The organism is Paenibacillus sp. FSL K6-1230, assembly GCF_038002385.1.
Classification (GTDB): Bacteria; Bacillota; Bacilli; order Paenibacillales; family Paenibacillaceae; genus Paenibacillus; species Paenibacillus massiliensis.
Genome location: NZ_JBBOCK010000001.1, coordinates 948116 through 974598, shown reverse-complemented (window position 1 = coordinate 974598; position 26483 = coordinate 948116). Strand labels below are relative to the sequence as shown.

The following is a 26483-nucleotide window of genomic DNA, read 5'->3' as shown; positions in this document are numbered from 1 at the left end:
TATTCAGTCCCTCTCATATGATGAGAATTACTGTCTGGTGATATTCACTTGAGCTTGGTCGCCTTTGTAATCCAGACTGATCTGGTAGGACTCAGGAAGACCTACTGTCTCGATCGAAGTGAAGTCACCGGTCTGCTTCCATGCACCATAGCTTATGATCTTGGAACCGATAGCAGGCACGTAGCCATTCTCGAATACGAGGCGAAGCTTGCCGTTCAATTCAGCGGCACCTTGGATGGTCAGGACATCGCTGTTGCTGCTCAGATGCAGCTCCAGCGTCCCCTTATCTGATTGCTTCAGGTTGCCCTGAATTTTCAGCTCGCCGCTCACATTCTTCTGCAGTGTACCCCCATTGATTGTGACATCACCTTTACCAAAGGCTGTCTGAGAAGCCCCTACTAGTATGCCCTCTTCGAGCACTGTGCCCCCAGAATAAGAGTTGTTACCCTCCAGCTTCAGCGTACCGCTGCCTGTCTTGGTCAGCCCGCCGACTCCAGCGATATGATTACGCCAGCTGTCTAGCGCGTGGAAGCCGCCATTCGTACCATCCATATTTACAGTGATTGCTTCCGGGAAGGAACCGAAGCCGTCTGCAGCTGCATACAGATTCAGACGTCCCCAGCCCTCTTCATCATCCAGCAGCGGGTAGCCGGAAGGCAATGCTGTAGTAGCCAGTACGGTACGACGCTGCTCGGCATCCAGGTATGGCTGGCGAGTCTCCAGCAGCACCTCTGCACCTTTAGGTACCACGGCAGGTGCCGTAGTGGATTGAATGGGTGCGAAGCCATATGTCAGGCGTTCCATGTACTTTTTCTCATTAGCAACCGTATCGGTGTAAAGATCGTTTGCTGTACCTTGCTGCGTCAACAGCACTTCATGAGCCTGCTCATACGCTGCCTTCTTCAAGTCACTATGTTCTGGATCGTTCAGGATCGCAGCAGACAATGCTGTAGCCAACACACGTCCACCCATGACATCCATCGGTGAATGCATACCCGCTACGACGCGGCTATCTCCCAGCTCTGAGGCACTGGCTAATAGCTCCTGATAACGCTCTGGTACAGCGTAAGCCATAGCAAATGCAGTCAGATAGGCAGCATTCGTATGTCCACTAGGGAATCCTCCGTCAGTAGTAGGATCATCTTTTTTGGCTGGCAGCAGCGTAGGAATGATCAGAGAATCATCTGCCCAGCGGAATGGACGCTTATAGTTGAAATAATTCTTGGACGGGTTCGAGGAGGAATACTCGCCACGCAGCGTGTTCACCAACGTAACGACCTTGCCCAGCTTGGATTCTGGATCGCCTGCATTGTTGCCTTCATCATCATATTTCTTGGATGTGGCATCTTGCGCAACACTGGTAATGGTGGTGACTGCTCCGGCATTCTCACGATAAATATCCGTCAAGGAACCCAGACCATCAATGACGCTATAGCTTTGGCTTCTGCGGTCACTTAGATAAGCATGCTCTTCGTCAGCGGCTGTCCGGCTGGCTGCAATGTCAGCCACCTTCTGAATGTTGGCATCCAGTACACTGCTGTTCAGCTTCGTACCTGAATCCCAGGAAGCACCTGGCTTCCACAGCTTATTGAATTCAGACAGCAACCGAAGTGCAGGATTGGTATCCTCGGTCTTGAAGTCTGATTTATTATTCTTGTAATGATCTACGAAGCTCGTTGAGGCTTCAGCTGGGGTACTAGCTGTTGGAGTCGATGTTGCTGATGTAGATGGTGTGGTTGTAGCTGGTGTAGTCGTTGCTTCTGCTGCACCTACCTGGCTTGCGCCCAGGGTGCTCGACAGCAATGCTACTGACAACAACGCAGCGGAGGCATTCCGGTTAAGATGTTTCATGACTTGCATCAAATCCTCTCTTTATCCAATTCTCTTCTCACCGTTCTCTTGGCTATGACGCCCCAAAAACACTCCTATCTCATCCATAGGATGGAGTTGATTCCACTCCATACCGTGACATTAGACAAGGTTACTGTATATTTATTAATTCTAACGTCATTTTATGTAAAATGAGTTTTTACATGAGAAGAGCGGATTTCCGATAAGACGATTTCTATATATAATATTTACGGTTTTACATATTCCATTAACCAGCAATCCCTTAATTCTCCTTCATGCAGCTCGTGCTTCTCTAGATACTTTTTCTTGGTAAATCCGCACTTCTCATAGACTCTTATGGCCCTTGTATTCCAAGCCTGCGGATCTAATACAATCTTGCTTGCCCCTCTCTTCTCAACGAGATGCTTGACCACCGCTGTTATAAGCTGGGAGCCTATGCCCTGATTCCAATACTCAGTCTCCCCTATAAACTGATCCATTCCATATAAGCCAGCCGAATGACCTTCATAGCCATATATTTGTGCTTCATCATCATCAAGAGGATAGATTTGGATATAACCAATGTCCGTGCCTTTATGCTCCATGATATACGAGCTCATGTTATCTTGATGATCGAAAAAATGCTCTTGCACCAATGCCGAATCATGCGGACGATCACGACCTTCATAGTATGTCAATACCTCAGGATCGCTCAGCCACCTGACAAGTGTGCTCGAATCGCTAAGCTCAAGCGCCCGCAGTTGCAAATCATCATTCAGAACAATAATCATCTGTATTCTCCTTATTTTGGAATGTACTCACTCTAGACTCTCGCTTGATGAAGCGCAGGTAATATGTCACTAGACCATTTTATTTTATATTTATCCTTAACATTTCACAAAAACATAAAGGATTTTACTGATTAATCCAGAATATATATCGCTGTACTCTCAATTCAGAAAGGAGAATATCTGGATGATTCGATGGGTAACTGCCAGACTCACAAGAAACACCGTAGTAGTAATGCTAATTCTTTTGTTAACGATTGCAGGTTCTTCATGGGGAGGAGGCGCTATAGCTGCAGCATCTGAACCCCAACCTACGGGGACCACACAGCATGATGAGCATACCACCAATCACAACGCACAGAATACTCCGCTCACGAAAGCTGCACCTCATCCTGTACAGATACCTACTTTCTCGAACGTCTCTGTCCATGATCCTTCCATTGTGAAGGATGGCGATACCTATTATGTATTCGGCTCACACATTGCCGCAGCCAAGTCTACCGACTTGACTCACTGGACTTCTTTTGCAAACGGTTACACAACACCAGGGAACACACTGTATGGTGATTTATCCGAGAACCTTGCCGGTTCCTTCGCCTGGGCCGGGGAGAATGATTCAGACAGCAAAGGCGGGTTCTCCGTGTGGGCACCTGATGTATTCTGGAATGAGGACTATATTAACGAGGACGGCTCGAAGGGAGCCTATATCATCTATTATAGCGCCTCCTCCACCTATATTCGCTCTGCGATCGGGATGGCGGTATCCCAGGATATTGAAGGTCCATATCAATATGCTGATACAATCGTGTATTCAGGCTTCACGAGAGACAGCGCCTTTGACCGGGACAGCCAGGTGGATAAGAAATGGACCCATACCCACATTCAACACTTAGTTGAGAAAGGAACGCTGGCTGGCCCAAGAGCAGAATGGTTCAATGCTGATGGTTCCTACGGTAATCACTTGTTCCCGAACGCTATTGATCCGACGGTCTTTTATGACACAGATGGACGGTTGTGGATGACCTATGGCTCATGGTCGGGAGGGATTTTCCTGTTGGAGCTGAACAAGACCACTGGAGCACCAATCTATCCGGGACAAGATGGTACGACAGCCGACGGGCGAATGATTGATCGCTATTTTGGTATCAAAATCGCTGGCGGCTATGGTGAGTCTGGTGAAGGACCTTATATCGAATACAATGAAGATACTGGTTACTTCTACCTATACGTCACCTATGGCGGGCTGGCTTCGGACGGCGGCTATAACATGCGAACCTTCCGTTCCACCTCGCCAACAGGCCCATACCTGGATGCGAAAGGACAAAATGCCGTGCTTCCGGAGGGAGCAAGAAATATCGATTATGGCAACAAGCTGATCGGCAACTTCCTGTTCGACAGCAAGATCGGAGATCCGGGTGAAGGAATCGGCTATGGCTATGTATCTCCGGGGCACAACTCGGTCTATACCAATCCCGATAATGGTCAAGTGTTTCTGGTCTTCCACACCCGCTTCCCGCAGCAAGGAGAGCTGCACGAGGTACGTGTTCATCAGATGTTCATGAACGAGGATGGCTGGCCCGTCGTCGCTCCTTACCGTTATAGTGGTGAGACCCTGACCCCACTCGCTGACGATGCACTTGTCGGTGATTACCAATTCATCGCACATGGCAGCGATTCCTCTGCCGAGATTAAGCATGTACAGTCTGTACGTCTTAACGCAGACTTTACCGTTACAGGAGATCTACAGGGTACCTGGCAAAAGACAGGAGTGGCACAAGCACGTCTCTCGCTGGATAATGGCGTATATGAGGGTGTCTTTCTAAAACAATGGGATGAGGTTACCGAGCAGGAGCAGATTGTCTTCACTGTTATGTCCGAACAAGGGGAAATGCTCTGGGGCAGTCAGCTGACGGAGCTGCCTCCGACTACTGTTGTAGACAACGTATATCGAGAGCTTACCCTTGGGGATACCAGCAAGGTCAAAGCTAACCTTTCCTTGCCAAGTGAAGGAAGCCGTCAATCGTCTATTACATGGGCCACTTCAGACCCTAGTATAGTCACAGCAAGTGGCGAGATCGCTCGCCCTGAAGCCGGGGAACAGGCCGTGTCGGCCACCCTGACAGCGACAATAACCAAAGGGAATATTCACAGGCAGAAGTCCTTTACCGTTACAGTCATTCCGTATGAAGCAGCGAAGCTGACCGCTCAATATTCATTTGACGGGAATTTGCAGGATCACACTGGTTCATTCGTTGCCGGGGAAGTGATTGGAGACCGCATAGACCGCGCAGGTGGCACCATTACCTACACAGATGGCATTAGCGGTCAGGCTGCCGTCTTTGATGGGGCATCTGGAGTAGCGCTGCCAGATGGACTGTTATCCGGTGACTCTTATTCCGTTGCACTCTGGGTCAATCCCGAGGAGTTGACCATGTATACCACCACCTTCTTCGGCGCCGCAGACGCTAATCACTGGATCAGCCTGCTGCCAAGAGGCCCTGAGCAGAATACGATGATGCTCTGGTCTGGTAGCTCACCTTGGTACACGGGTAGCACCGGGCTGAGCATTCCCACGAATGAATGGACTCACCTTGCCTTCACTGTGGAGGAAGGGGTAGCCAACGTATTTGTAAATGGACAGCTTCAATTCACAGGGAGTGGATTCCCTAATCATTTCACGTCTCAGACTGGAGTCTTCAGTCTGGCTGTGAACTGGTGGGACCCACCGTTTCACGGGAGCATGGACGAGCTGAATATCTTCGATGGAGCGTTGTCTCCTGCGCAGGTAGCAGAGCTGGCACAGCCGTAAGCTCACGTACTCATGAGCTCAAACTAATAAAGCTTATAGATGCGTCAACTACAAGCTAACACGTTTGACTGCATACGATTTCGAGTTTGGATGATCTTCACATATTTGTTGTTAGCGAAAAATTTGATATATACTAATACACTTACAACTTGATCTGGTCAAGTCATGCAGATGTAATCATTCAGTGCAACCTTCAGTGCACAGTTACACTAAGAAGACGGAGCCACATTCATGGCTCCGTCTTCTTTCACATCTATATCTTTACTATTATGCCTATTTCATAGCTGTTCGATCAATCAAAGTCATAGTCACTATAGTCATCATCGTGGTCGTCATCGTCATCGTCGTCATCCCAGTCCTTATCGACATGCAGCACCTTGCCTGTGCCTGCATCAATTACGACATCAGCCGTACCGCCGCTAATCCGTACTTCAATTTCATAGACCAGCTTGCCACGTTCACGATCCAGCTCCAGTTCCAGAACTCTGCTACCATTGACCTGCTTCAAAGCAATATCAGCAGCCTTCTGCTCATTAATCACCGTATTGGAAGAAGTCTGCTTATTGGTACTGGATGATGACTGTGCTGACTGACCGGATTGTCGACTGATTACCTTATCATGATCGTCATCCATGCGGATCTTCAGCACTTTGCCTGTGTAAGCATCTACCAGAACATCTCGTTCCTGCCCCTGGCTATTCTCAATATCCACCTCGTAATAGAGGCTTGTGCCCTTGCGTTCCAGTTCGACGCCCTCTACCGTGCCATTGAAGGCAGCAAGTGCCTTCTGTACGGCTTGCTCAGCACCGATCCGCTGCTTTTCGTTTTGATTGACGGAATTCGACGCCGCCTCTGCCTGCCCTGACCCGATCCATCCGGCACCATAAGCCCCTCCGAGTAGTAGCGTACCAGCTAATGCGCTGATGACAATGGCTTTTTTGCTCATTTTCTTAGTCTTTGATGTTGTTCTTGGTGTTGTTGGTGTCTTCATCATTCTAACTGCCTCCCTCTGGCTGTTCTGTGTTCCTGTAGCTACTATAACCGTAGAACATGAGAACTCTCCGTCAGGAACATTAGAATTTGATGAGAAAATAGCGATATCCATTGCTCGGGTCTTTAATCTCTACCTGTATAGATTGAACTGAAAATGTTAAGAGTTCGGGTCCGTGCAACTGCGGTGAACGTTTGAACCTCCGTTGCTTATTCCCCTTTCTCAATTTTACAGGTTCAATCTATATAGCTGTAACGAAGTTATTGGTATCGTCACTCTCATGCATCGTCATCATCGTCATCTTCTTCTTCATCATCATCGTCCCACGCAATGGACATCACCTTGCCGGATATGGCATGAATTTGTACGACAGCCTCCCCCTTGTTTGGGGAATCGATCTCAACCAGATAATACCTGTTGCTCCCGCGGCCACTGTATTCAATCTCTTTGACCTCACCAGGAACCTGTGCCTGGGCCAGTCTGGCCGCTTCACGCTCGCTGACAGCACGCTGTCCATCAGTTGCTGTCCCTTGGCCAGTAGCAGGCTTGCTGCCGGAGGTTCCACCACTACCTTCTCCAGCACCTTTTCCTGAACTATCATCCGTGCTTCCTGAGCCCGAAGCATCGGTTGAGTCCCCCGATCCTGACGGACTGGTCGGAGCTGAGCCTTGGTTACCGTCAGGCCTTCCTGTCTGACCATTGCCCCCACTCGATCCCTCCGCCGGACTCCCATGACCTTCGCTAGCTCCCGCAGGCACAGGAAAGGCCGTTGCCACTGGAGCTGAAGAGACTGGTGTCTCTAGTCGCTGAATCGAATGAATCATGCCATCAACCGGGTTGACCTTCAGCTCATACAGCCCCTGCGTGGAGCGAAGTTGAATCATGTAGCTTCCTTCATGCAGCTGAACACTCTCTACCTCGCCCTCGTATTGTGCCAGGACACTACGTACAGCCTGTTCCTGGTTCAACGCTGCTACCGGAGCCTCCTGACGGAGCCACTGTGTCCCGGCCATCAGGAGTACAAGGAGTACCAGCACCGCTGCCGCTGTCCATCCTATCCTTCGTTTGCTCCGCTTCATATGCTTCGCCTCCTTCTAGCCCTGTGGCTCGATCATCTGCTCTCGTTGCGGAATCCACAAGGTCACCGTTGTGCCCAGTCCCTCCACGCTATCCAGCTCCAGACGTATGCCGAGGGCCTCAGCAATCTGTGCACCCAGAGCGAGTCCCAGTCCCGATCCGCCACTCTTGCGATTACGAGCCTCATCGACCCGATAAAAGCGGTCAAACACACGTGGCAGGTCCTTCTTGGGAATGCCAATTCCCCGATCGACCACGCGGATGTAGGCTTCCTCTCCTCGCTGCCCGACCGTTATTGCAATCGATTCCTCACTGTACTTTCTTGCATTGTCCAGGAATATGAACAATAGCTGACGCAGCTTCTGCTCATCTGTATATCCACTAATCGGCTGCTCCGCTGGCTTGTCGAGAGCCTGGTTCGCAAGTTCAGCCTGCTCTGCCGTAGCATCGGCTCCATCACTCACCACGAATTGCCCCTCATCGCTCATCTCGAATGTGCGTTGTCCAACCGCTACCTCACGATGATAAGCCTTGCTGAAGGCTCTTGCCGCCTCCCTGCTCAGCTCCTCCAGATCGACTACGCTCAGCTCCAGCTTCCATTGCTCCTTCGGACTGGCCAGCATCAACAGCTGCTCGGTCAGCTCCTTCATACGGATCGCCTCGGAATGAATAGCATTAACAGACTCGTCCAGAAGCTCGGGACGCTCTGCACCTCTGCGCTTTAGCAAGCTGGCATAGCTCTCAATAATGGTCAGCGGCGTCTTCAGCTCATGTGAGGCGTTAGATACGAACTGCTGCTGCTTCTCATAATTGCTTTCCAACAGATCAATCATCGCATTGAAGGTATGCCCCATATCTACTAGCTCATCCCCGCCTTTCTCTTGCAAGGCAAGCCTACGGAAACGCCCGCTGCGCCGGATATCATTCATCGTCCGGGTCATCATCTCAATGGGGCGCATAATCAGTCTGGAGAGCAGACGCCCGGATAGCAGCACGGGGATCAAGGAGATCACGGTTACAACGAGGAGCACCACTCGAAGCATATTTAAGGTGCCCATCGTTGCCTCTATACTCTCTGTGAACTGCACATTCATAATTTCACCATTCGTCCAAATGACAGGTACAGATACACTGATATATCTCTTTCCCTCTAAATCATGCATTTGCATCATAAAAGTAGTCGAATACGCAGGTCTCCAGTCGCTCAGGGCAGCCTCCGACAGAGAGGTAACTGGAGCTGGCTCTACTCCCTGCTCACGTACAATTCGAATCATTCCACTTACCGGTACGAAGCTCCGCAGCAGGTCCTCCGCCGGAATCATCTCTGCAGCGTCTCGAATACTCGTTGCCGCTTGATATCCCTCCGCTTCAGCCCGCTGCATCTCGTGCTGCACGATTTGCTGGCTAAAGGCAATATATACAGACACATTCATAAGGATCAGAAGAACGGCAAAAAGGACCGAGGAGTACAGATGTATCTTGCTCCCTAGCCTCATGGCTTGTCCTTTAGTACATAACCGACGCCCCGCACCGTATGAATGAAGGCTGTACTGCGGTTATGATCAATTTTTTTGCGTAAATAGCGAATATACACATCCACTACATTCGTCTCCCCGGCATATTCGTAGCCCCATACTGCAGACAGCAGCTGCTCCCGGTTCAGCACCTGACGTTGATGCTTCAGCAGATATACCAGCAGATCGAACTCACGGGGAGTCAGTTCAATGGCCTCATTGGCCCGCAAGACTTCTCTGGTACTCTCGTTCACCTTGAGCTCCCCAGCTGTAAGCCATGTCTCACTAGGCAGATCTCCATCCTCTGCGGTCACGGACACTACGGTCCGCAGGACGGCCCGAATGCGTGCCAGCAGCTCTTCGATCTCGAAGGGCTTGGTAATATAATCATTGGCCCCCAGATCAAGACCAGCCACCTTGTCCTCCACCATACTGCGCGCTGTCAGCAAAATAACTGCTGTCCGTCGATCCTGTGAACGAATCCGTCGCAGCAGTTCAATTCCGCTCATTCCGGGCAGCATAACATCCAGCAATATCAGGTCGAAGGCTCCTGCCCGATAGGCCTCCATCCCCGCTGTCCCATGATCTGCTATAGTAACCTTGTAGCCCTCGCATTCCAATTCAATTTCAAGCAATCTTGAAATCTTGGGCTCGTCCTCTACGATCAATATCGACTCTCCGATGTTAGTGCACCTCCTACCCACCAATAGCTTCCAATCGCCCGCCTGTTGGCGCCAGCATTCATCAGTCCAGCCGGGATAGCTTACGCAGACTGGCTACAGCATGCTGGACCAGCTCCGTCAGGTCCTCCATCTGCTCCTCATTTATACGCCGCCGAAAGTGCAGCTCCGCCATATGATCGTACACTGGAGATAATGCTCCATACGAATAAGCTATTCGTTGCGTAAGCTCTGCCTCCGCACTCCAGTCATCTGTCAGCACCTGTCTGGCATACTCACATTGGGCTCGCAGTTCATCCTCAGCTTTGGCTTCCATGCTAAAGGTTAGCAGAACCTGACAGCCTGGCACGTGCCCTTCCATATCCAGAATTTCTGTCGCCAGATCCAGTAGTCCCGTATCCAGCTGCAGCTCCGCTGTGACCCCTGAGGCTTCAGCAAGCTCGAATTGAATAGCACACCTCCGAGACATGACAGACATCTCCATGAGATCCTTTCGGCCCGTGATCCGGATGATGCCATCCAGATTGTCCAGATCGTACAGCTCATTCTCCAGTGCCACCTTCAGATTGTCGAAAATGGTGGGATCAAACCTCATCATGTTTCTTCTCCTTCACATAGCTACCCAATATCGCAATAGAGCCGACCTAATAGTGAAGCCTTACACCAGATCTGCCTTGTACACAAGTCCGATTTGCTTGCGGGCCTCTTCCATGACCTCTGCAACCGCCAGCGAGCATTCCAGGGAGTTGACGAGGCTGTCACGCGCACCCTGCTGAATGAGCTGAATGAATTCGCGAATCTCATAATACATCGGCTCATGCATCTGCGGACGGGTCAGATCCTCGACATTGCCATCACGGTAATGAATCTTCACGTCGTATGGCTGATTGATCTTGTCAATGACCATGGTACCCAGTTCACCCTGAATTTCAGCGGGCACGTAGGAGTTCGTAATCTTGGAATGCAAAACGACCGCATCCATTTCCGGATACAGCATGTTAATGCTTCCCTCTCCATCTACCCCGGAGCCAAGCATAATTCCGACCGCCTTGACGGTATGCGGTTTGCCAAATAGAGCCACCATTGGATACAGGCAATAAATGCCGAGATCCATCAAGGAGCCATTGGAGAATTCGGGATTAAATGCATTCAGGACTGTGCCTTCCTTGTACGCATCATACCGTGATGAATACTGACAGTAGCTTGCAAAGTAGCGGCGTACCTGACCTATTTTAAAGAGATTCTCTTGAATAATCGTGAAATTGGGCATCAGTGTAGACTTCAGCGCTTCCATGAGCAATACATTATTCTCTCTGGCTACTGTAATCATCTCCCGCAGCTCACGGCTATTGGAGGCCATTGGCTTCTCACAGAGGACATGCTTGCCGTGCTTCATACAGAGAATGGCCTGCTCCGCATGAAATGAGTTAGGACTGGCAATATATACGGCATCTATAAGATCAGACTGCAACATCTCCGTCAGTCCAGTGAACACCGTTGGATGGTTATACTTCGCAGCAAACTCGGCACCTTTCTCCTCAGTACGCGAATAGATGGCTGTCAGACTGAAATGATCCGTCTCCTGCGCAGCTTGAATAAAACGCTCCGTAATCCAGTTAGTTCCAATGATACCAAATCGTACCACAGTATCCCTCATTCCTCTAAAGTGGTTAATCTGTCTGTCTGTTATTCTCTCACCACAGACTCACTCTGTCCACAAGGAATATTATGATTTTGAAGTATTATTTATTTGAACCAGCCCTTCTCCTTGAAGAGCGTGATGGCTTCAATGCGGTTGCCTACATTTAATTTATCCAAAATAATGGAAATATAATTACGGACGGTCCCTGTTGTGATGAATAGCTCACCCGCAATTTCCTTCGTATTTTTGCCATCAGCAATTAGCAGCAGTACTTCCTTCTCACGCTCTGTCAGCGGGTTCTCCTCATGAAAGACGTCATCCACAAGCTCCGGTGCGTATATCCTTCTGCCGCTCATGATGCTGCGGATGGAGGTTGCCAGCTCTTCACTGGGACTATCCTTCAGCAAGTAGCCATGAGCTCCAGCCTTCAGCGCTCGTTCGAAATAACCGGGCCGGGCAAAGGTCGTCAGAATCAAAATTTTGCAGCCGAAGCCTCTCAGCTCCTCTGCGGCGTCAAGCCCGCTCTTGAGCGGCATCTCAATATCCATGATGCAGACATCAGGCTGATGCAGCTGCACCAGCTTGACGGCTTCCTCTCCGTTGCCAGCCATGCCTACTACCTGCATATCTTCCTCCAGGTCCAGCAGGGAGGCAAGGGCTCCCAGCAGCATTCGCTGATCCTCTGCAATAACAATAGATATCATGCCTCTGCCTCCTTAGGGGTCTGCTTCAGTACATTCGGAACACGAATCTCGACGACAGTTCCCTTCTCTGCGCTGATGCTTAGATCTCCATTCACAAATTCAAGCCGTTCCTTCATTCCCCGTAGTCCATTGCCCTTAATGAGCATATGATCCCCAGCACTAGCAATTCCGCAGCCGTTGTCCTCCACGCGAAGCAGCAATTCTGTACGCTGAGGCGCAATAGTCACCTTGCATTCCGTGGCCCCGCTATGCTTGACTACATTGGTGATGGCTTCCCGCAGGCACATGCTCAGCACATTCTCATTCAGTAAGGAGGTATCATTCAGATGAGTGCTGCCCTCCAGGATAAAATCAATCTCCGCAGCCTTCAGAATCTGCTTAATGCGAAATACCTCATCCTCCAGACTGGTCCCACGCATGCGAGTAACTAGCTCTCGAACCTCCTTGAGCACGCTACGCGCTGTCTGCCGGACATCATCAATCTCTTCCTTGGCCCGCACCGGATTGCTCGTAATCAGCTTGCTGGCCAGATCACTCTTCAAGCCGATCAAGGACAGCTTTTGGCCTATTGTATCGTGCAAATCTCTGGCAATCCGCTGCCGCTCCTCCAGCATCACCAGCTCGGAGATTCGCTTGTTCGCGTGCTCCAGCTTGCCCTGAAGCTGGTCGCTCTTATTCCGCGTATATGTCGTGACGGGGAGCAGCACGGCTCCAATCGTACTAAGCAGCACGAAGGGCAGTTGGGTAATGAATATAGGATTCTGAGTGACAAAGCCGTAGTTGATGGCTGCAATCGCTGATACAAGATGAATCGTGTACAGCGTAATGAAGCCGGCTTTGTTCTTGATATTCCCGATAAAGAACGCTGCAAACAGTGAGAAATATACATAGCCGAACAGCAATGTCATCCAGATCGAGATCAAGATTTGAACGCTGATCCAGAAGTATACTTGCCACCCTTTGGTTAGAAAGGACAATACATAGCTAATGAAAAAAGCCACGATCATAATGCAGCCAAGCACAATCTGATAAGTCGATGCGGGGAACACAAAATAAAAAGGGAGGATATACAAAACCACCCATATATACGGACTGAGGCCAGTGCTTTTGTGTAGAATATGATACCATTTTTGCACGGCTGTTCTTCCTTCCTTGGAGAGACCCGCTGCCTCCTGCTTTGCTATAACTTTGCTTTACCTAATACCTTGACTAGTCAAATATGAGTGTAGAGCCGCTGCAAGCGGGGAGCCCTGTCGACCACTGTTAAGCTTGCTGTTCTTTCGAACGAAGTTGATAAAATGATGAACAGCAAGCTTAAAGGCGGACACTCCGTTTCTCTAGGGCTTCCCCGCTTTTCGCTAACCACGCTCTCTGTAGATCATTCAGACCAGAAATTGTATTCGGCAAAGGTCCTAGTTACCCTATCTGGTCACATTGTTCCCCCGCAAGGGAGAACCAGAACCAGGTCCCGCCGCCTGTTCAGTAGCTGCTGATGACTTACGAAGCAAATGCCTGACCTCACCAAAACTGACAAAGGTCTTGCGCTGCTCATCCCATAGCCGAAACCGAAGCGACTTCAGGCTTGTGCCGATGGTAATTGTTGTTGCCTTTTGCAGCGGTGGAGTTGCATTATGAGCTTCCTCCAGATAATAGTTAGGCACCTTCGGGCTCAAATGGTGAACATGATGGAATCCTATATTTCCTGTGATCCATTGTAGCACGGCAGGTAGCTTGTAATAAGAGCTTCCTTCTACCGCAGCATTCACATAGCTCCATTCCTCATCATGCTCAAAATAGGATTCTTCAAACTGGTGCTGAACGTAGAACAACCAGATCCCGAGCATACCTGACACGAAAAACACCGGAGCCTGCACAAGAACAAAGGCCTCCCAGCCGATAGCCCAGCATAACAGAGCATAGAGAACAACGATGGATATATTGGTTACATGCGTATTGATTTTTTCCTTGCGCTTTGCTCCTTTACGGTTGAAGCGATAAGAGATCAGGAATATATATATTGGCCCTAGAACGAACATGACAAGCGGGTTACGATAAAAACGATAGGCCAAACGCTGCCAGAAGCCTGCAGCCACATACTCCTCGATGGTAAGCACCCACATATCGCCCGTACCACGCTTATCGAGATTGCTGCTCGTGGCGTGATGAATAGCATGGGTATTTTTCCACTGCTGATAAGGACAGAGTGTGATGACACCCGTAATGGTGCCCACGATATCATTGGCCCGTTTGCTCTTGAAGAAGGATTGGTGACCACAGTCATGAAATATGATGAAGGTGCGGATGATGAAGCCTGCCGCAACGATCGAGATCGGGAGTGTAAGCCAGTACGAGATGGACAGGCTTAGATAGGCCGCATACCACAGCAGCAGCAAGGGCCCCAGCGTATTGATCAATTGCCAGATGCTGGACCTCGTATTCGTCTGCTCAAAAGCAGCTACATTTTTTTTTAGATGGGACAAACGGGCTTGATCCTTCATACATTTCCTCCTCGGATATCGCCTAATTCCAGCACGGAGGCCCATTAGACGCATTGAACTACTATTATCCTAAAGGAAAGCGTCCACCCGCAGTAGTCACAAACGTCAAGTCGAAGACATGACAAATGTCAAGTCGAAGACATGACAAATGTCATGCCCTCAGCTCACATTCGTTGTCACCTATTGAGTTGTCACCTATTGAATCGAATCCCTTCACCATGTATAGATTAATTCAGCTGCCGTAAGGTGCCCCCAGCTCAATAATGTTGTGGTCCGGGTCCAGAATATAGATCTGGGCGAAGCCTGCAACACTATCTGGACGGGCTTCATAGTGGATTCCCTTGGCATCCAGCCATGCGATGGCTTCGCTGTAGCTCTTGATCCAGATGGAGAAGTGGCCATCCGTCGTATCGATCTCGCCCGAGCGCAGCGTCTCGCCAGGAGGATGCTCCAGCAGATGAAGCTGCTGGTCGGTACCCACCGCGTACCACACTCCTCTAGACTTGAACGGGGGACGCTCCAGCTCCCGCAATCCCAGCACCTCTGCATAGAAGACCTTAGCTCTTGCTAGATCTCTCACTGCCAGACTTACATGATGAAGTCGTTTGAAGCTTATCATCCAACTCGGCCTCCTGCCATTAAATTAATAGATTCTCTTCATGATTACCCTAATACATGCTATAGCAAAAAACAGCTAATATAGCAAAGAATATAGCAAAAAACTGCCTCGCAGTCTCCTGTCGAGGCAGTCTAGCTAGTTCATATTTGCTGCTTCATAGATCAAACATCGTTACATCGATTCTGACATTTTTTGTTTCAGCCCTTTTGGTGATTGAATCGAGCTACTAATTCTCTGGATAATCTCATCCATGGAGTCCGGGTCATGTACATCATACTCATCAATGTTCAAGCGCAGCACCGGACAAATCCGGGATTGCTCGAATTCCTCGATCCACACTGAATATCGGCCATACATCTCCTCCCAATAGGAACGATCTGTCTGGATCTCCATTTCACGTCCACGCAGCTGGATTCGCTCCAGAATGGAGGGCAGACTACCATCCAGATAGACAAGCACGTCCGGGTGTGGAAAATAGGGCGTCATCACCATAGCCTGGAACAGGCTGGTGTAAGTCTCATAATCCATTTTCGACATTGTGCCTTTATCAGCGTGCATTTTTGCGAATATTCCCGTGTCCTCATATATGGATCGATCCTGCACGTAGCCGCCGCCAGCCTCGACAATCGCTTTTTGTTCTTTGAATCGCTCCGCCAGAAAATACACCTGCAGATGGAAGCTCCATCTGGAGAAGTCCTGATAAAAGAGTTCAAGATACGGATTCTGCTCCACCTTCTCCATCGAGGTCTTGAAGCCCAGACGCCCTGCAACAGCGGAGGTCAGCGTGGATTTGCCGACTCCTACCGTACCTGCAACCGTAATCAGCGCCTGCTGTGGAATGGAATGATCTTTCATGGTATAAGCTCCTTTGCTAGAAAAAACGCAGGTCTGTAGCTCGGCTACAGACTAGAGTATTGTACCACAGCAAGCTCCTGTGGGAAGAGTCCCACGGCTCAGTTTTTGGACTGTGCAGATCGGCGAACATCCAGATAGCCACGGCCTTGAATATATTCCGGCAGCTTACGGTCCTCACAGCCCTCCAGCAGCCTTCTCTTAATCTCGTCAGGCGTGGCTCCTCTGAATCGTTCCAGCAGCAAGGCAATTGCTCCAGCGCAGATCGGAGTAGCCATCGACGTGCCTGACATGGTCGTATAATCGCTGCCAATCCGGCTGGGCTTGTAGAGCTTGTCCAGATAAGAACCGGGGGAACGGAGCGATACGATATCCGTGCCAGGCGCGAGCAGGTCTGGCTTCATAAGCTGATCCATCGTCGGCCCTCGGCTGGAGAAATCCGACGGCACATCATCCCCACGGTCCACTGTATTGTTATCATTCATGGCACCGACTGTAATGACTCGACTGCTAATGCCGGGACTGGAAATGGTTCGCTCCTCGGGCCCTTCATTACCAGCTGCGACGCACACGACCATGCCGCATTCCCATGCCTTTTCCACAATCTTGACTATCGGATCATCCGCTGCCCGGCTGACTGCACGACTCCCCAAAGACATCGACAGAATATCAATGGAGTACTTCTCCTTATGATCGATGCACCACTGCACACCGGCAATGACGGTAGATAGCCGACCTGAGCCCCGCTTGTCCAGCACCTTGACACCAACGAGCTTGGCTTCAGGGGCAGGGCCCGCATACACTCCACCCGAGGCGCGTCCATTCCCGGCTGCATCACCGGCGCAGTGGGTCCCGTGCCCGTTATCATCATAAGGAGCTGCTTTATGATTCACCATATCTTGAAACGCTACAATTCGGTTCTCTGGCTCCGTCAAATCCTCATGCGGATAGATTCCCGTGTCGAGGATTGCAATCGTAACCTCCTTGCCTGTCAGCCCCTCTTCATGAAGCCAATCGGCATGCACGGACGGGGTGGCCACATTCAGCAGCGCCTTGAACTCACGATCAGCATGCACCTTCTTGATCTGGTAGCCGCTGCTCAGCAGCTCTTCAATGCCCTGGAGCGTGATGTCAGCGGCGCAGCTGGATATCGCCGGGAACTTGTACTTCACACGGCAGCCATAATACTGCCTTGCCGTCTGGTGAGTGAAGCTTACCATGTCCGCATACGAATCTACTTGATCCTCGAATTCGATAATGACCGAATAGGTCTGTGTTTTCTTCAGGAAACGCTCTAATGCAGTGTGCAGTACACAAGGCGTCCACCGAAATAAAGTGCGGTACAGTTCCAGAATCTGATTGCGCAAATCCTTGTCCAACTGCTTCGCATGCTGCCTGACAAGCTGCAGCATCGAGTAGACTTCCATAGGAACCCCTCCTCTATTGAGATCAAGGTATTCTATGAGTGTCGACAGGAAGGGGTCACGTTGATAGACCAGAATTTGTCGAATATTTCCTTGCGAAAAATTTGACATGGCACTACCGATAGACAAAGGATCGTAATAAAATAAGTTCATTATAAAATCAGATTCGATCAGGTTCTATTTTCTTGGTCTTATGGAGGGATATAAGTATGCAACAAGAAATGGTGATGGAGATTGTCGAATGGGGTACACCCGCTTACGAAGAGACCCTCCAATTGAGAGACGAGGTGCTGCGCAAGCCGCTTGGCATGAGTATCGCCAAAGATTCCCTGGAGGGCGAGGAACGGGACATTCACATCCGGGCACGTCTGGGATTAGCCACTGTCGGTGTATTGGTGCTTAGTCCTCAAGAGGAGGACACTTTGAAGATGCGGCAGGTCGCCGTAGACGAATCACTGCGGGGTCAGCAGATAGGACGCCGTATGGTCGTTTTTGCCGAAGAGATTGCGAGGGAGAAGGGCTATGCCAGATTCGTGCTGAATGCCCGTCAGGTTGCTATCCCCTTCTACGAGAAGCTCGGCTATAGCATCATTAGCGAGGAGTTCACTGAGGTAGGCATCCCTCATCGCAAAATGGCCAAGCTGCTCCAACCAGAGTAAGCTTGGCCTTCGAATGCAGGGTAACCGCAGAGCGCTTTTTACAGGCACACGTATGTCATATGAAGATGAGGAGCCTGATTAGCTCCAATATGGAGGCAACAATCTCACTACTCCCCTTGAACCCCTTTATGGAAAAGCCGATATCCCCTCCAGAAACGCTGTGTTCCCTCGTATTGCTCCCATCCGGTGGCTCCAGCCCATACTGTCTCTCCAGACGTAATCTCTCCTCAGGAGTGATCTGGTGAGCTTGTGTATTATCTACAGCCATAGAGGACTCTGCATAATCACTTATGGTTACCATGAATACTGCTACCATAACCAATATCGTGATAGATAAACGAGTAGAAAAGGTACGAAATACGTTGGACACATTAGACCCTCCTTGTTCAAAAAGTACATGAGTCCGCGGAAGACAGCAGCAGAGTACCTTAGAGTACCTTAGAGTACCTTAGAGCACTTTAGAGCACTTTAGAGCACTTTAGAGCGCTTTAGAGCACTTTAGAGCACTAGCAGACATGCGCCTGCGGCATGCACAGCGTACACTGGCTGCTCAAGCAAAATGCCCTGTATCCGGCTCAGGCTGGATACAGGGCATCATGCACCGCAGATGAATCAAACTGGCTTACGCCATAATTTTGCAAATATCATTGGTGAACTGTACAGGGTCCTCGACCGGCAGTCCCTCAATGAGCAGTGCCTGATTATAGAGCACGCCTGTGTACAAGTCCAGCTTGGCTTTGTCACTCGCAAAAGCTTCCTTCAGGGTCTGGAAGACCTCGTGATTGACGTTGATCTCCAGCACCTTGTCGGCTTGTACATCCTGTCCATTCGGCATAGCCTTCAGAATCTTCTCCATCTCGATCGTCAGTTCACCATCAGCGGACAGACAGACCGGATGGCTCTTCAGACGCTTGGACGCCTTGACCTGCTTGACCTTGCCATTCAACAAGGAGGTCATGTGCTCGAACAGATCCTTGTGCTCCTGCTCTTCAGCCTCTTCTGCAGCCTTGTCTGCTTCCGATTCCAGACCGAGATCACCACTAGATACGGACTTGAACTCCTTTTCCTTATAGTTCATGATCACCTTGATCGCGAATTCGTCGATATCATCGGTGAAATACAAAATCTCATAGCCCTTGTCAGCTACCATCTCGGTCTGAGGCAGCTTCTCAATGCGCTCAATCGACTCACCGGAGGCATAGTAGATATACTTCTGATCCTCAGGCATTCTCGATACATATTCATCAAGGCTGACCAGCTTCTTCTCCTTAGAGGAGTAGAACAGCAAGAGGTCCTGCAATACGTCCTTGTCTGCTCCATAGTTATTGTAGACGCCGAATTTCAGCTGGCGACCGAAGGAATTGTAGAATTTCTCATACGATTCTCTTTCGTCCTTCAACATACTCTGTAGCTGCCCCTTAACCTTGTTGCGGATGTTCTTCGCAATCAGGCTAAGCTGGCGGTCATGCTGAAGCATCTCTCGGGAAATATTGAGTGAGAGATCCTCGGAATCGACCATTCCCTTCACGAAGCCAAAGTAATCAGGCAACAGATCCGAACACTTGTCCATGATGAGCACACCATTGGAGTACAGCTCCAGCCCCTTCTCATACTCCTTGGTGTAATAATCGAACGGGGTATTCTCCGGTATGAACAGAATCGCATTATAGACTACAGCACCATCTGCACTGATATGTACATGCTTGAGCGGCTTATCGAAGCCGTAGCGCTTTTCATTATAGAAGTTGTTGTAGTCTTCATCGGTCAGCTCACTCTTGTTCTTACGCCAGATCGGCACCATGCTGTTGATGGTCTGCTCTTCCTGTACTTCCTCAAACTCGTTATCAGTGCCTTCCTTCAGACGGGAGCTCGTCATCTCCATCTTGATCGGATAGCGGATGAAGTCCGAATACTTCTTGATAATGCTCCGCAGACGATACTGCTCCAGGAACTCATCGTAGCTCTCTTCCTCGGTGTTATCCTTGATCTTCAGGATAATATCGGTTCCCGCAGTCTCCTTCTCGGCAGGCACGATGGTATAACCGTCTGCCCCCTTGGATTCCCACTTGAAGGCTTCATCCGAACCAACCGCCTTACTGATCACAGTAACCACATCCGCCACCATGAAGGCAGCGTAGAAGCCTACCCCGAACTGGCCGATAATATTATGACCGTCCTGCTGATCGTTCTCCTTCTTGAAGGCCAGGGAGCCACTCTTGGCAATAACGCCCAGATTATTCTCCAGCTCCTCCTTCGTCATCCCGATCCCGGTATCGGACAGCGTGAGCGTACGTGCGTTCTTATCGACGGACACTCTAATGAAATATTCCTCTTTATTAAAGACCAACTGCTCGTCTGTCAGAGCCTTGTAGTAGATCTTGTCGATTGCATCACTTGCATTAGATATGAGCTCGCGCAGGAAAATTTCCTTCTGGGTGTAGATGGAGTTAATCATCATTTCCAGTAGTCGCTTGGACTCCGCCTTGAATTGCTTCTTCGCCATGAAATAAATCTCCCCTCTATCATGATCATGATTAGGTTGATATATTAGCACTCCATCTGAAGGAGTGCTAAATCCTCCTTTTATATAACACATACTAATTTTGGATGTCAACTCTACACCTGACTCCAAGCATACAAATGAACACTCTGTAATCGACAAGGCCCGTCCCGAACACTTATAATGATGAACAAAGCCTCGAGCTTGAAACTTGAATGAATAGGAGTGAATTCAGGCTTATCATGATGTACATACTGGCTTTTTTGCTATCCTTCACGGTTGTTGTCATCCTTATTCCTCCACTCGGGCGGCTGGCGCATCGGCTTGATTTTGTCGACAAACCCCGCCGGGACGTAGAACGCAAGCTTCATAGGCAGCCGATCCCTCTGACGGCAAGCTACGCGATTTTCATCGGCTTCTTCATTACATACATTGCATTCACCAAGCAGCTATCCTGGGAGACCGCTGCGCTGGTTGCAGGCGGTATTCTACTGCTGACGATTGGTACCATTGATGATTGGTACAAGACGAAAGGCAAGGATTTCCCTGCGCTTCCCAAAATGATCATTCAGGTGTCAGCAGCGGTGTTAGTGTTTGCCTCAGGCATCTCTTTTACAGGCTTCGTGAATCCATTCAATGCGGAATATGTCCTGCTGCCCTTCTGGCTACAGTTCATTCTGACCATTCTGTGGATATTCGGAGTGACGACGGTGATTAACTTTTCCGACGGCATGGACGGGCTAGCAGGTGGTCTGTCTGCCATCTCAGCTATCACCCTGTTCATCGTCGCGTTAGCCAAGGGACAGAGTGATTCGGCGCTAATGTCGATGGTCCTCGTCGGTGTGACACTAGGCTATCTCAAATACAACCGTCCACCTGCCAAGGTATTCATGGGGGATGCTGGAGCCACCTTCCTCGGGTTCATTCTTGCCGTTATCGCATTGGACGGAGCCTTCAAGCAGGCTACCGTGTTATCCCTGTTCATCCCGATTCTGGCCTTGGGCGTGCCGATCTTCGATAATCTGTTCGTAGTGATCAAGCGATTCCTGCAGGGAAAAGCCATCTATGAGGCAGATGCGAGTCAAGCCCATTATCGTCTCCTCCGGGCAGGCTTGAATCACAAACAGGTCGTGGGCGTGCTCTATCTCATCAGTACCTGTCTATGCTTGTCCTCCATTATTCTGCTACTTCTGGAGTACACGCCAAGCTGAGGAGCAGGAGAATACAACAAAGAGCGAGTATTAGTGGCCTTTTGTCACTGATACTCGCTCTTTGTGCTTGGTACTTATTTTTTAATAATAACCTTATTCATCCCCACTCAAGACTCGACCAGCAAGAACAACTACTAACTAGATCGACGCCTTGCGTTTGAATAACAGGTACAGGAAGAACGGTGCGCCTACTCCGGCTGTGAACACTCCCGCAGGAATATCAAGCGGTTCAAAGAGCATTCTGCCCGCCAGGTCAGCCAGCAGCAGTGTTGTTGCTCCGATGAGGGCCGCCGCAGGGATCAGTACAGCATAGGAATGCCCCACGATTCGTCTAGCCATATGCGGGGCGAGCAATCCGATGAACGAAATCGTGCCTGCGAAGCCTACTGCGGCTCCTGCCAGAGCAACGCTGAAGCAGATCAGCAATAACCGATTCAACTGCAGTCTGCTCCCCAGGCCACTCGCAATCTCTTCCCCCAGCGCCAATATATTCAGCTCTTTGGCATATAGAAGAGACACCGGGATGAATATGGCTACCCACGGCCACATGGCCTGAATATGAGTCCAGTTCGTCCCGTAAATGCTGCCTGTCATCCAATTCAACACTTGGGCAGCCAGATAAGCGGGCCCGCTTATGAGCAGGAACATAGTAAGTGCGCTCATCGCCGTCGAGATCCCGACTCCAATAAGTACCAGCCGGAAGGTTGAGACCCCATGCTTCCAGGCCAAGATATAATTGAAAGCAGCGGCAACGAAGGCCCCGATGATAGCTATCATCGGTACCCAATGGATGCTCAGCCCCGAGAATAACGTCATGAACCCCACGACAGCTACGGAGGCTCCGCCCGTCACCCCAAGCAGATCCGGTGAAGCCAGCGAATTGCGGATCACCCCTTGCAGCAAAGCCCCCGATACGGCTAGCGCGGCCCCAATTAATATTGCCGCTACAACTCGTGGCAATCGGAATTGCATAATGATCAGATCACTACCCTCCGGATTACGGCGGAGGAGAGAGAGCAGCACTTCTTTTACAGGGATCGATACACTTCCTAAGGATAGACAAATGATGGACAATGCGACCACAACCAGACCAAGTCCGGTCAACATGGTGATGTGAACACCCTTGCTGCGTCTACGCATATTTCCTCCTTCTTGCCACATGAATCAGAAAAGGTACCCCGATCAGCGCGGTAGCAACACCGACAGGAACCTCCTTGGACACGAGGATGAAGCGCGAGGCCAGATCAGCAGATACCAGCAGTAGCGCCCCTGATACAGCCGCATAAGGAAGGAGCCAGCGATGGTCGTTACCTACTGCATAGCGGCAGAGATGCGGAATGACTAATCCGATGAATGCAATCGGCCCAGCAGCTGCTACAGCACTTCCAGCCAGCAGTACCACCGCTGCGGTGCATCCCAGCCGTATGAGCGTTAGCCGCTGTCCAAGTCCTTTTGCCTGCTCGTCACCTAAGGCTAGTACATTCAGCGAGCCTGCCAACAGGAAGGACAAGATGAGTCCCGCTATGATATACGGCAACACTAGCAGCAGATGCTCTGTATTCCGACCTGAAACAGAGCCAACCATCCAGAAGAGAGCTGATTCCAGTGACTGCTTGTTAATTAAGATCAGTCCAGAGGTGACCGAGGAAGCGAATGCGGCTACCGAAGCCCCTGCCAGCGTTAGCCGTATGGGCTCGAAGCCACCCCTACCCTGCATGCTCAGTACATATACGAATAATGAAGTCACTGCGGCACCTATAAAGGCAAGCCCAATCATACTCGTCATCGTCAAGGAGGACCCCGTCACCGCCAGTCCAATAACAATGAACAGGACAGCTCCCGAGTTCACACCGAACACGGACGGTGAGGCTAGCGGATTCTTGGTGAGCACCTGCATGATTGTCCCGGCTATCGCCAGACTGGCTCCTACGACTACAGCAATCAAGGTGCGCGGCACACGTGTATTGAGCAGAATCAGATGCTCATTGGAGCCATCAAAATGGCGATAGGCCTGCCACAGCTCCCGCAGACTGAATTGCTGTAGGCCAAATAGTACACTCGCCAGCATGATTCCAAGCAAAGCCACGATTCCCACACCCAATCCGGCCAGCCTTCCGGTGCGGCTATTCAGCCAACCCGACATGTCATATCCCCCTATCTATCGCATGTCATGCTTATAAGAAAAACGTCTATCGACGTATTTTCACAGAAGACAGACCGCTTTTAGCTGAAGTTTTTCTTGCGATCATCAATTTGTTTAGCTCCGCTGAAAACTTGTAAATTCTATGATCTTAAGAAAAACGTCTATCGACGTACCTTCACAGAAGACAGACCGCTTTTAGCTGAAGTTTTTCTTGCGATCATCAATTTGTTTAGCTCCGCTGAAAACTTGTAAATTCTATGATCTTAATAAAAGAAGCCGACGCCACTGGTAATGACGTCAGCGCGTCGGCTTCTTCCAACCGAATTATGTGCAGCGGTGCTATTGAATGTCGAAGTAATCCACGATCTCATCCAGCAGCAGATTTGCAGCCTTGTATCCACCAGCCGTATTCCAGATTGCCTCGTCTACCTGCACAACCTTGTTGTTCTTGGCGACATTCAGGTTCTTGAACAGCGGATCATTCATCCACTCCTCTGCTACCTTGGAGGCTCCAGAGGACGCTTCTGTCTCGGTTACAAAATAGAACATCACGTCTCCATCCATCTTCGGAATGCTCTCCTTGGTCAATACTTCCATGAAGTCATCCTTATCCTGAGATTCTGGACGTGCAAAGCCAAGCTGCTCGAACAGTACACCCGAGAACGTCTGCTTCTGATAGATACGGACCTGGGATTCCGAGAAGCGAACTACCGAAATCTTTGTAGCTGCCTTCTCTCCTACCTTCGCCTTCACTTCCGCTACCCGCTGATCGAAATCAGCCATGGCCTTGTCGCCTTCCTCTTCCTTGTTCAGCGCCTGCATGTACAGCTCGAAGTTGATCTTCCAGTTGCCTGCGAGCGTCTCAGCGAACACTGTAGGTGCAATCTGATTCAATTGCTCGTATATTTTCTCCTGTCTGACCTTGTTACCGATGATCAGATCAGGCTTCAGGCTGGCAATCAGCTCAATATTAGGCTGGAGCTCGTCCCCTACGACGGTCACATCCTGCATTTCGTCCTTGATATGGTCATACCACGGGTCCCCGGACCATGACATTACTGCGCCCACAGGCTTCACGCCGACCGCCAGCAGCGCTTCCGTGCCCTCATTAGTCAGGATCACGACCCGCTGCGGTGTTCCCGTCAAGGTCGTCTCGCCCATAGCATGCTTGATCACTCGCTGCGTTCCTTCTGTAGCTGGCTCTGAAGCCGTCTGTGTCGAAGAGGACGTCGCTGTATTATTTCCCGATGTTGCAGTTGTATTGGAACTGGATGTTCCTGCCGAGCAGGCACCCAGCAGCAGCGTTATACATATCAACAATGTTGCTGCCATAGATAGTCTTGACCCTCTGTACATATGAAATGGCCCCTCTTTCTCATATTGATAATGATTTTCATAATCACTATAACGTTTGAGACTAGGTCGGACAATTGCATATCTTGAACCAGAGACCGGATTATTTTGAACCTTTTGCTTGAATTGTCCTGGCGATACGCCGACTTGCTTCTTGAATATGCGATGAAAGTAGCTGTCATCTTGAAAGCCCACACTTTCAGCAATCTCCTGCAGAGTAGCATCTGATGTGGCCAGCAGCTCCTTGGCCTTGCCAATCCGATAAGCAATCAAATAATCAATGGGACTGTATCCTGTCGCACGCTTGAATCTCCGTGAGAGATAGCTGACACTGCAATCCAGTAGCTCCGCCAGGTCATCCAGCATTATTCGTCTGGCATAGTGCTCCTCCAGGTACCGAACCGCTTGCTGTACAGGGTCCGCCTTCTGCACCTGAATCCCCTGCTTCGCCAACTGGTGGAAGATCTCGTAGACAAAATGATAGAACAAGGTCTTGATATGTAGCTGCTCCAACTGCCCTGGCCGCTCCCATTCCTGCTCCATCTGCTGTAGCAGGTTCAGCAGCACAACTGGGAAGCCGGGCATGAAGCTATACTGAAGCCGAAAGGGATTATTGCTCTCCATCATGCTAACCAGCTCACGGCGGCTGGGCTGTGGAAGGACAGCTTTATACATAATCATATAATATTCCAGCAGACCATCCGGTCTGATCTCCAAGGACATACCTTTCCCGCCATGCAGGATATGGAAACGCTCCACCACCGTCTCTGTGCCATCCAGTGAGATGCGAGCTTTCCCACGAGTCGTGTACAGGAAAGCACTGGCAGGCAGTCGATACGACAGAAGCTCCTCCCCACTTTCGATCACGTTATGGCGTATATCCATTACCCGTATAGAAGCATGATTCCATAACAAGATATGGTCGCCCAGTTTCATCTGTTGTTTCATTCCTTTCTCCAGTCGCAAGCTAGCTATATTATAATTGATAACCATTCTCACAAGTAGAGTTATTTTAAAATTCAATCTATCCGACAGTTAGTTGAAGTAGTAATACCTTGGGCCTTCCTGATGTCACAAAAAATGATCTCCACCGCCCTGAACGATCTGTGGCATGACAAAAAGCTCCTAGCTCCACCGATATCGTGGTGCCAGAAGCGTATTGGAATATTAGCGCAATCTACATAAGCTA

Annotated in this window: 22 protein-coding genes; 3 read left to right on the top strand and 19 right to left on the bottom strand. The window is 50.0% G+C overall.

The window, feature by feature from the left end:
• Window positions 1-27: 27 nt before the first annotated feature.
• The gene (locus MKX74_RS04260; protein ID WP_026281144.1) at window positions 28-1851 is read right to left on the bottom strand and encodes an acid phosphatase; all 1824 of its coding nucleotides are present in this window, start codon (window positions 1849-1851) and stop codon (window positions 28-30) included.
• Window positions 1852-2078: 227 nt separating this feature from the next.
• Window positions 2079-2621, bottom strand: a complete 543-nt coding sequence (locus MKX74_RS04255) for a GNAT family N-acetyltransferase (protein ID WP_341177602.1) — start codon at window positions 2619-2621, stop codon at window positions 2079-2081.
• Between the two features lie 184 nt (window positions 2622-2805).
• Between MKX74_RS04255 and MKX74_RS04250 the strand changes: the two genes are divergently transcribed.
• A complete protein-coding gene (locus MKX74_RS04250; protein WP_341177601.1) occupies window positions 2806-5427 on the top strand; it encodes a LamG-like jellyroll fold domain-containing protein in 2622 nt (873 codons plus the stop codon).
• 292 nt (window positions 5428-5719) lie between these two features.
• On the opposite strand, the gene MKX74_RS04245 is transcribed toward MKX74_RS04250, so the two are convergent.
• The 12 genes from MKX74_RS04245 to MKX74_RS04190 all read right to left on the bottom strand — a co-directional run bounded on the left by MKX74_RS04245 (window position 5720) and on the right by MKX74_RS04190 (window position 17431).
• The gene (locus tag MKX74_RS04245) at window positions 5720-6421 is read right to left on the bottom strand and encodes a PepSY domain-containing protein (RefSeq protein ID WP_341177600.1); all 702 of its coding nucleotides are present in this window, start codon (window positions 6419-6421) and stop codon (window positions 5720-5722) included.
• Between the two features lie 275 nt (window positions 6422-6696).
• Window positions 6697-7497 carry a PepSY domain-containing protein gene (locus MKX74_RS04240; RefSeq protein ID WP_341177599.1) on the bottom strand — a complete coding sequence of 267 codons (801 nt, stop codon included), beginning with the start codon at window positions 7495-7497 and terminating at the stop codon, window positions 6697-6699.
• Between the two features lie 15 nt (window positions 7498-7512).
• Window positions 7513-8991, bottom strand: coding sequence for a sensor histidine kinase (locus tag MKX74_RS04235; RefSeq protein ID WP_341177598.1), 1479 nt, complete (start codon window positions 8989-8991; stop codon window positions 7513-7515).
• The gene (locus MKX74_RS04230; RefSeq protein ID WP_341180510.1) at window positions 8988-9692 is read right to left on the bottom strand and encodes a response regulator transcription factor; all 705 of its coding nucleotides are present in this window, start codon (window positions 9690-9692) and stop codon (window positions 8988-8990) included. Before MKX74_RS04230 ends, MKX74_RS04235 begins: the two co-directional genes overlap by 4 nt.
• A 61-nt stretch (window positions 9693-9753) precedes the next feature.
• Window positions 9754-10287 (bottom strand): hypothetical protein, encoded by a 534-nt coding sequence (locus tag MKX74_RS04225; protein WP_018885247.1) that lies wholly within the window; start codon window positions 10285-10287, stop codon window positions 9754-9756.
• A gap of 60 nt (window positions 10288-10347) precedes the next feature.
• On the bottom strand, window positions 10348-11346 hold the full coding sequence (locus MKX74_RS04220) for a Gfo/Idh/MocA family protein (RefSeq protein WP_341177597.1): 999 nt from the start codon (window positions 11344-11346) through the stop codon (window positions 10348-10350).
• An 89-nt stretch (window positions 11347-11435) separates the two neighbouring features.
• Window positions 11436-12035 (bottom strand): response regulator transcription factor, encoded by a 600-nt coding sequence (locus MKX74_RS04215; RefSeq protein WP_018885249.1) that lies wholly within the window; start codon window positions 12033-12035, stop codon window positions 11436-11438.
• Window positions 12032-13171, bottom strand: coding sequence for a sensor histidine kinase (locus tag MKX74_RS04210; RefSeq protein WP_341177596.1), 1140 nt, complete (start codon window positions 13169-13171; stop codon window positions 12032-12034). The genes MKX74_RS04215 and MKX74_RS04210 overlap by 4 nt, the downstream gene beginning before the upstream one ends.
• A 285-nt stretch (window positions 13172-13456) precedes the next feature.
• Window positions 13457-14533: a fatty acid desaturase gene (locus MKX74_RS04205; RefSeq protein WP_341177595.1), complete on the bottom strand. Its 1077-nt coding sequence runs from the start codon at window positions 14531-14533 to the stop codon at window positions 13457-13459.
• Window positions 14534-14765: 232 nt separating this feature from the next.
• Window positions 14766-15152, bottom strand: a complete 387-nt coding sequence (locus tag MKX74_RS04200; protein WP_018885252.1) for a VOC family protein — start codon at window positions 15150-15152, stop codon at window positions 14766-14768.
• Window positions 15153-15323: 171 nt separating this feature from the next.
• Complete coding sequence (locus MKX74_RS04195; RefSeq protein ID WP_018885253.1) at window positions 15324-16007, bottom strand: deoxynucleoside kinase; 684 nt, start codon at window positions 16005-16007, stop codon at window positions 15324-15326.
• Between the two features lie 98 nt (window positions 16008-16105).
• Window positions 16106-17431, bottom strand: a complete 1326-nt coding sequence (locus tag MKX74_RS04190) for a S8 family peptidase (RefSeq protein ID WP_341177594.1) — start codon at window positions 17429-17431, stop codon at window positions 16106-16108.
• Window positions 17432-17637: 206 nt separating this feature from the next.
• Between MKX74_RS04190 and MKX74_RS04185 the strand changes: the two genes are divergently transcribed.
• Window positions 17638-18087, top strand: coding sequence for a GNAT family N-acetyltransferase (locus MKX74_RS04185; RefSeq protein WP_341177593.1), 450 nt, complete (start codon window positions 17638-17640; stop codon window positions 18085-18087).
• Window positions 18088-18142: 55 nt separating this feature from the next.
• Here the strand turns inward: MKX74_RS04185 and MKX74_RS04180 are convergent, their stop codons facing one another.
• Together MKX74_RS04180 and htpG are read right to left on the bottom strand one after the other, a co-directional pair.
• Window positions 18143-18457 (bottom strand): hypothetical protein, encoded by a 315-nt coding sequence (locus MKX74_RS04180; protein ID WP_018885256.1) that lies wholly within the window; start codon window positions 18455-18457, stop codon window positions 18143-18145.
• A gap of 252 nt (window positions 18458-18709) precedes the next feature.
• Window positions 18710-20590, bottom strand: a complete 1881-nt coding sequence (htpG, locus tag MKX74_RS04175; protein ID WP_018885257.1) for a molecular chaperone HtpG — start codon at window positions 20588-20590, stop codon at window positions 18710-18712.
• A 239-nt stretch (window positions 20591-20829) separates the two neighbouring features.
• Between htpG and MKX74_RS04170 the strand changes: the two genes are divergently transcribed.
• On the top strand, window positions 20830-21798 hold the full coding sequence (locus tag MKX74_RS04170) for an MraY family glycosyltransferase (RefSeq protein WP_341177592.1): 969 nt from the start codon (window positions 20830-20832) through the stop codon (window positions 21796-21798).
• 138 nt (window positions 21799-21936) lie between these two features.
• Here MKX74_RS04170 and MKX74_RS04165 read toward each other — a convergent pair whose 3' ends face one another.
• The 3 genes from MKX74_RS04165 to MKX74_RS04155 form a co-directional block, all read right to left on the bottom strand.
• On the bottom strand, window positions 21937-22938 hold the full coding sequence (locus tag MKX74_RS04165) for a FecCD family ABC transporter permease (protein ID WP_018885259.1): 1002 nt from the start codon (window positions 22936-22938) through the stop codon (window positions 21937-21939).
• Complete coding sequence (locus MKX74_RS04160; protein ID WP_018885260.1) at window positions 22931-23941, bottom strand: FecCD family ABC transporter permease; 1011 nt, start codon at window positions 23939-23941, stop codon at window positions 22931-22933. The genes MKX74_RS04165 and MKX74_RS04160 overlap by 8 nt, the downstream gene beginning before the upstream one ends.
• A 339-nt stretch (window positions 23942-24280) precedes the next feature.
• Window positions 24281-26242 carry an AraC family transcriptional regulator gene (locus MKX74_RS04155; protein ID WP_018885261.1) on the bottom strand — a complete coding sequence of 654 codons (1962 nt, stop codon included), beginning with the start codon at window positions 26240-26242 and terminating at the stop codon, window positions 24281-24283.
• Window positions 26243-26483 lie beyond the last annotated feature (241 nt).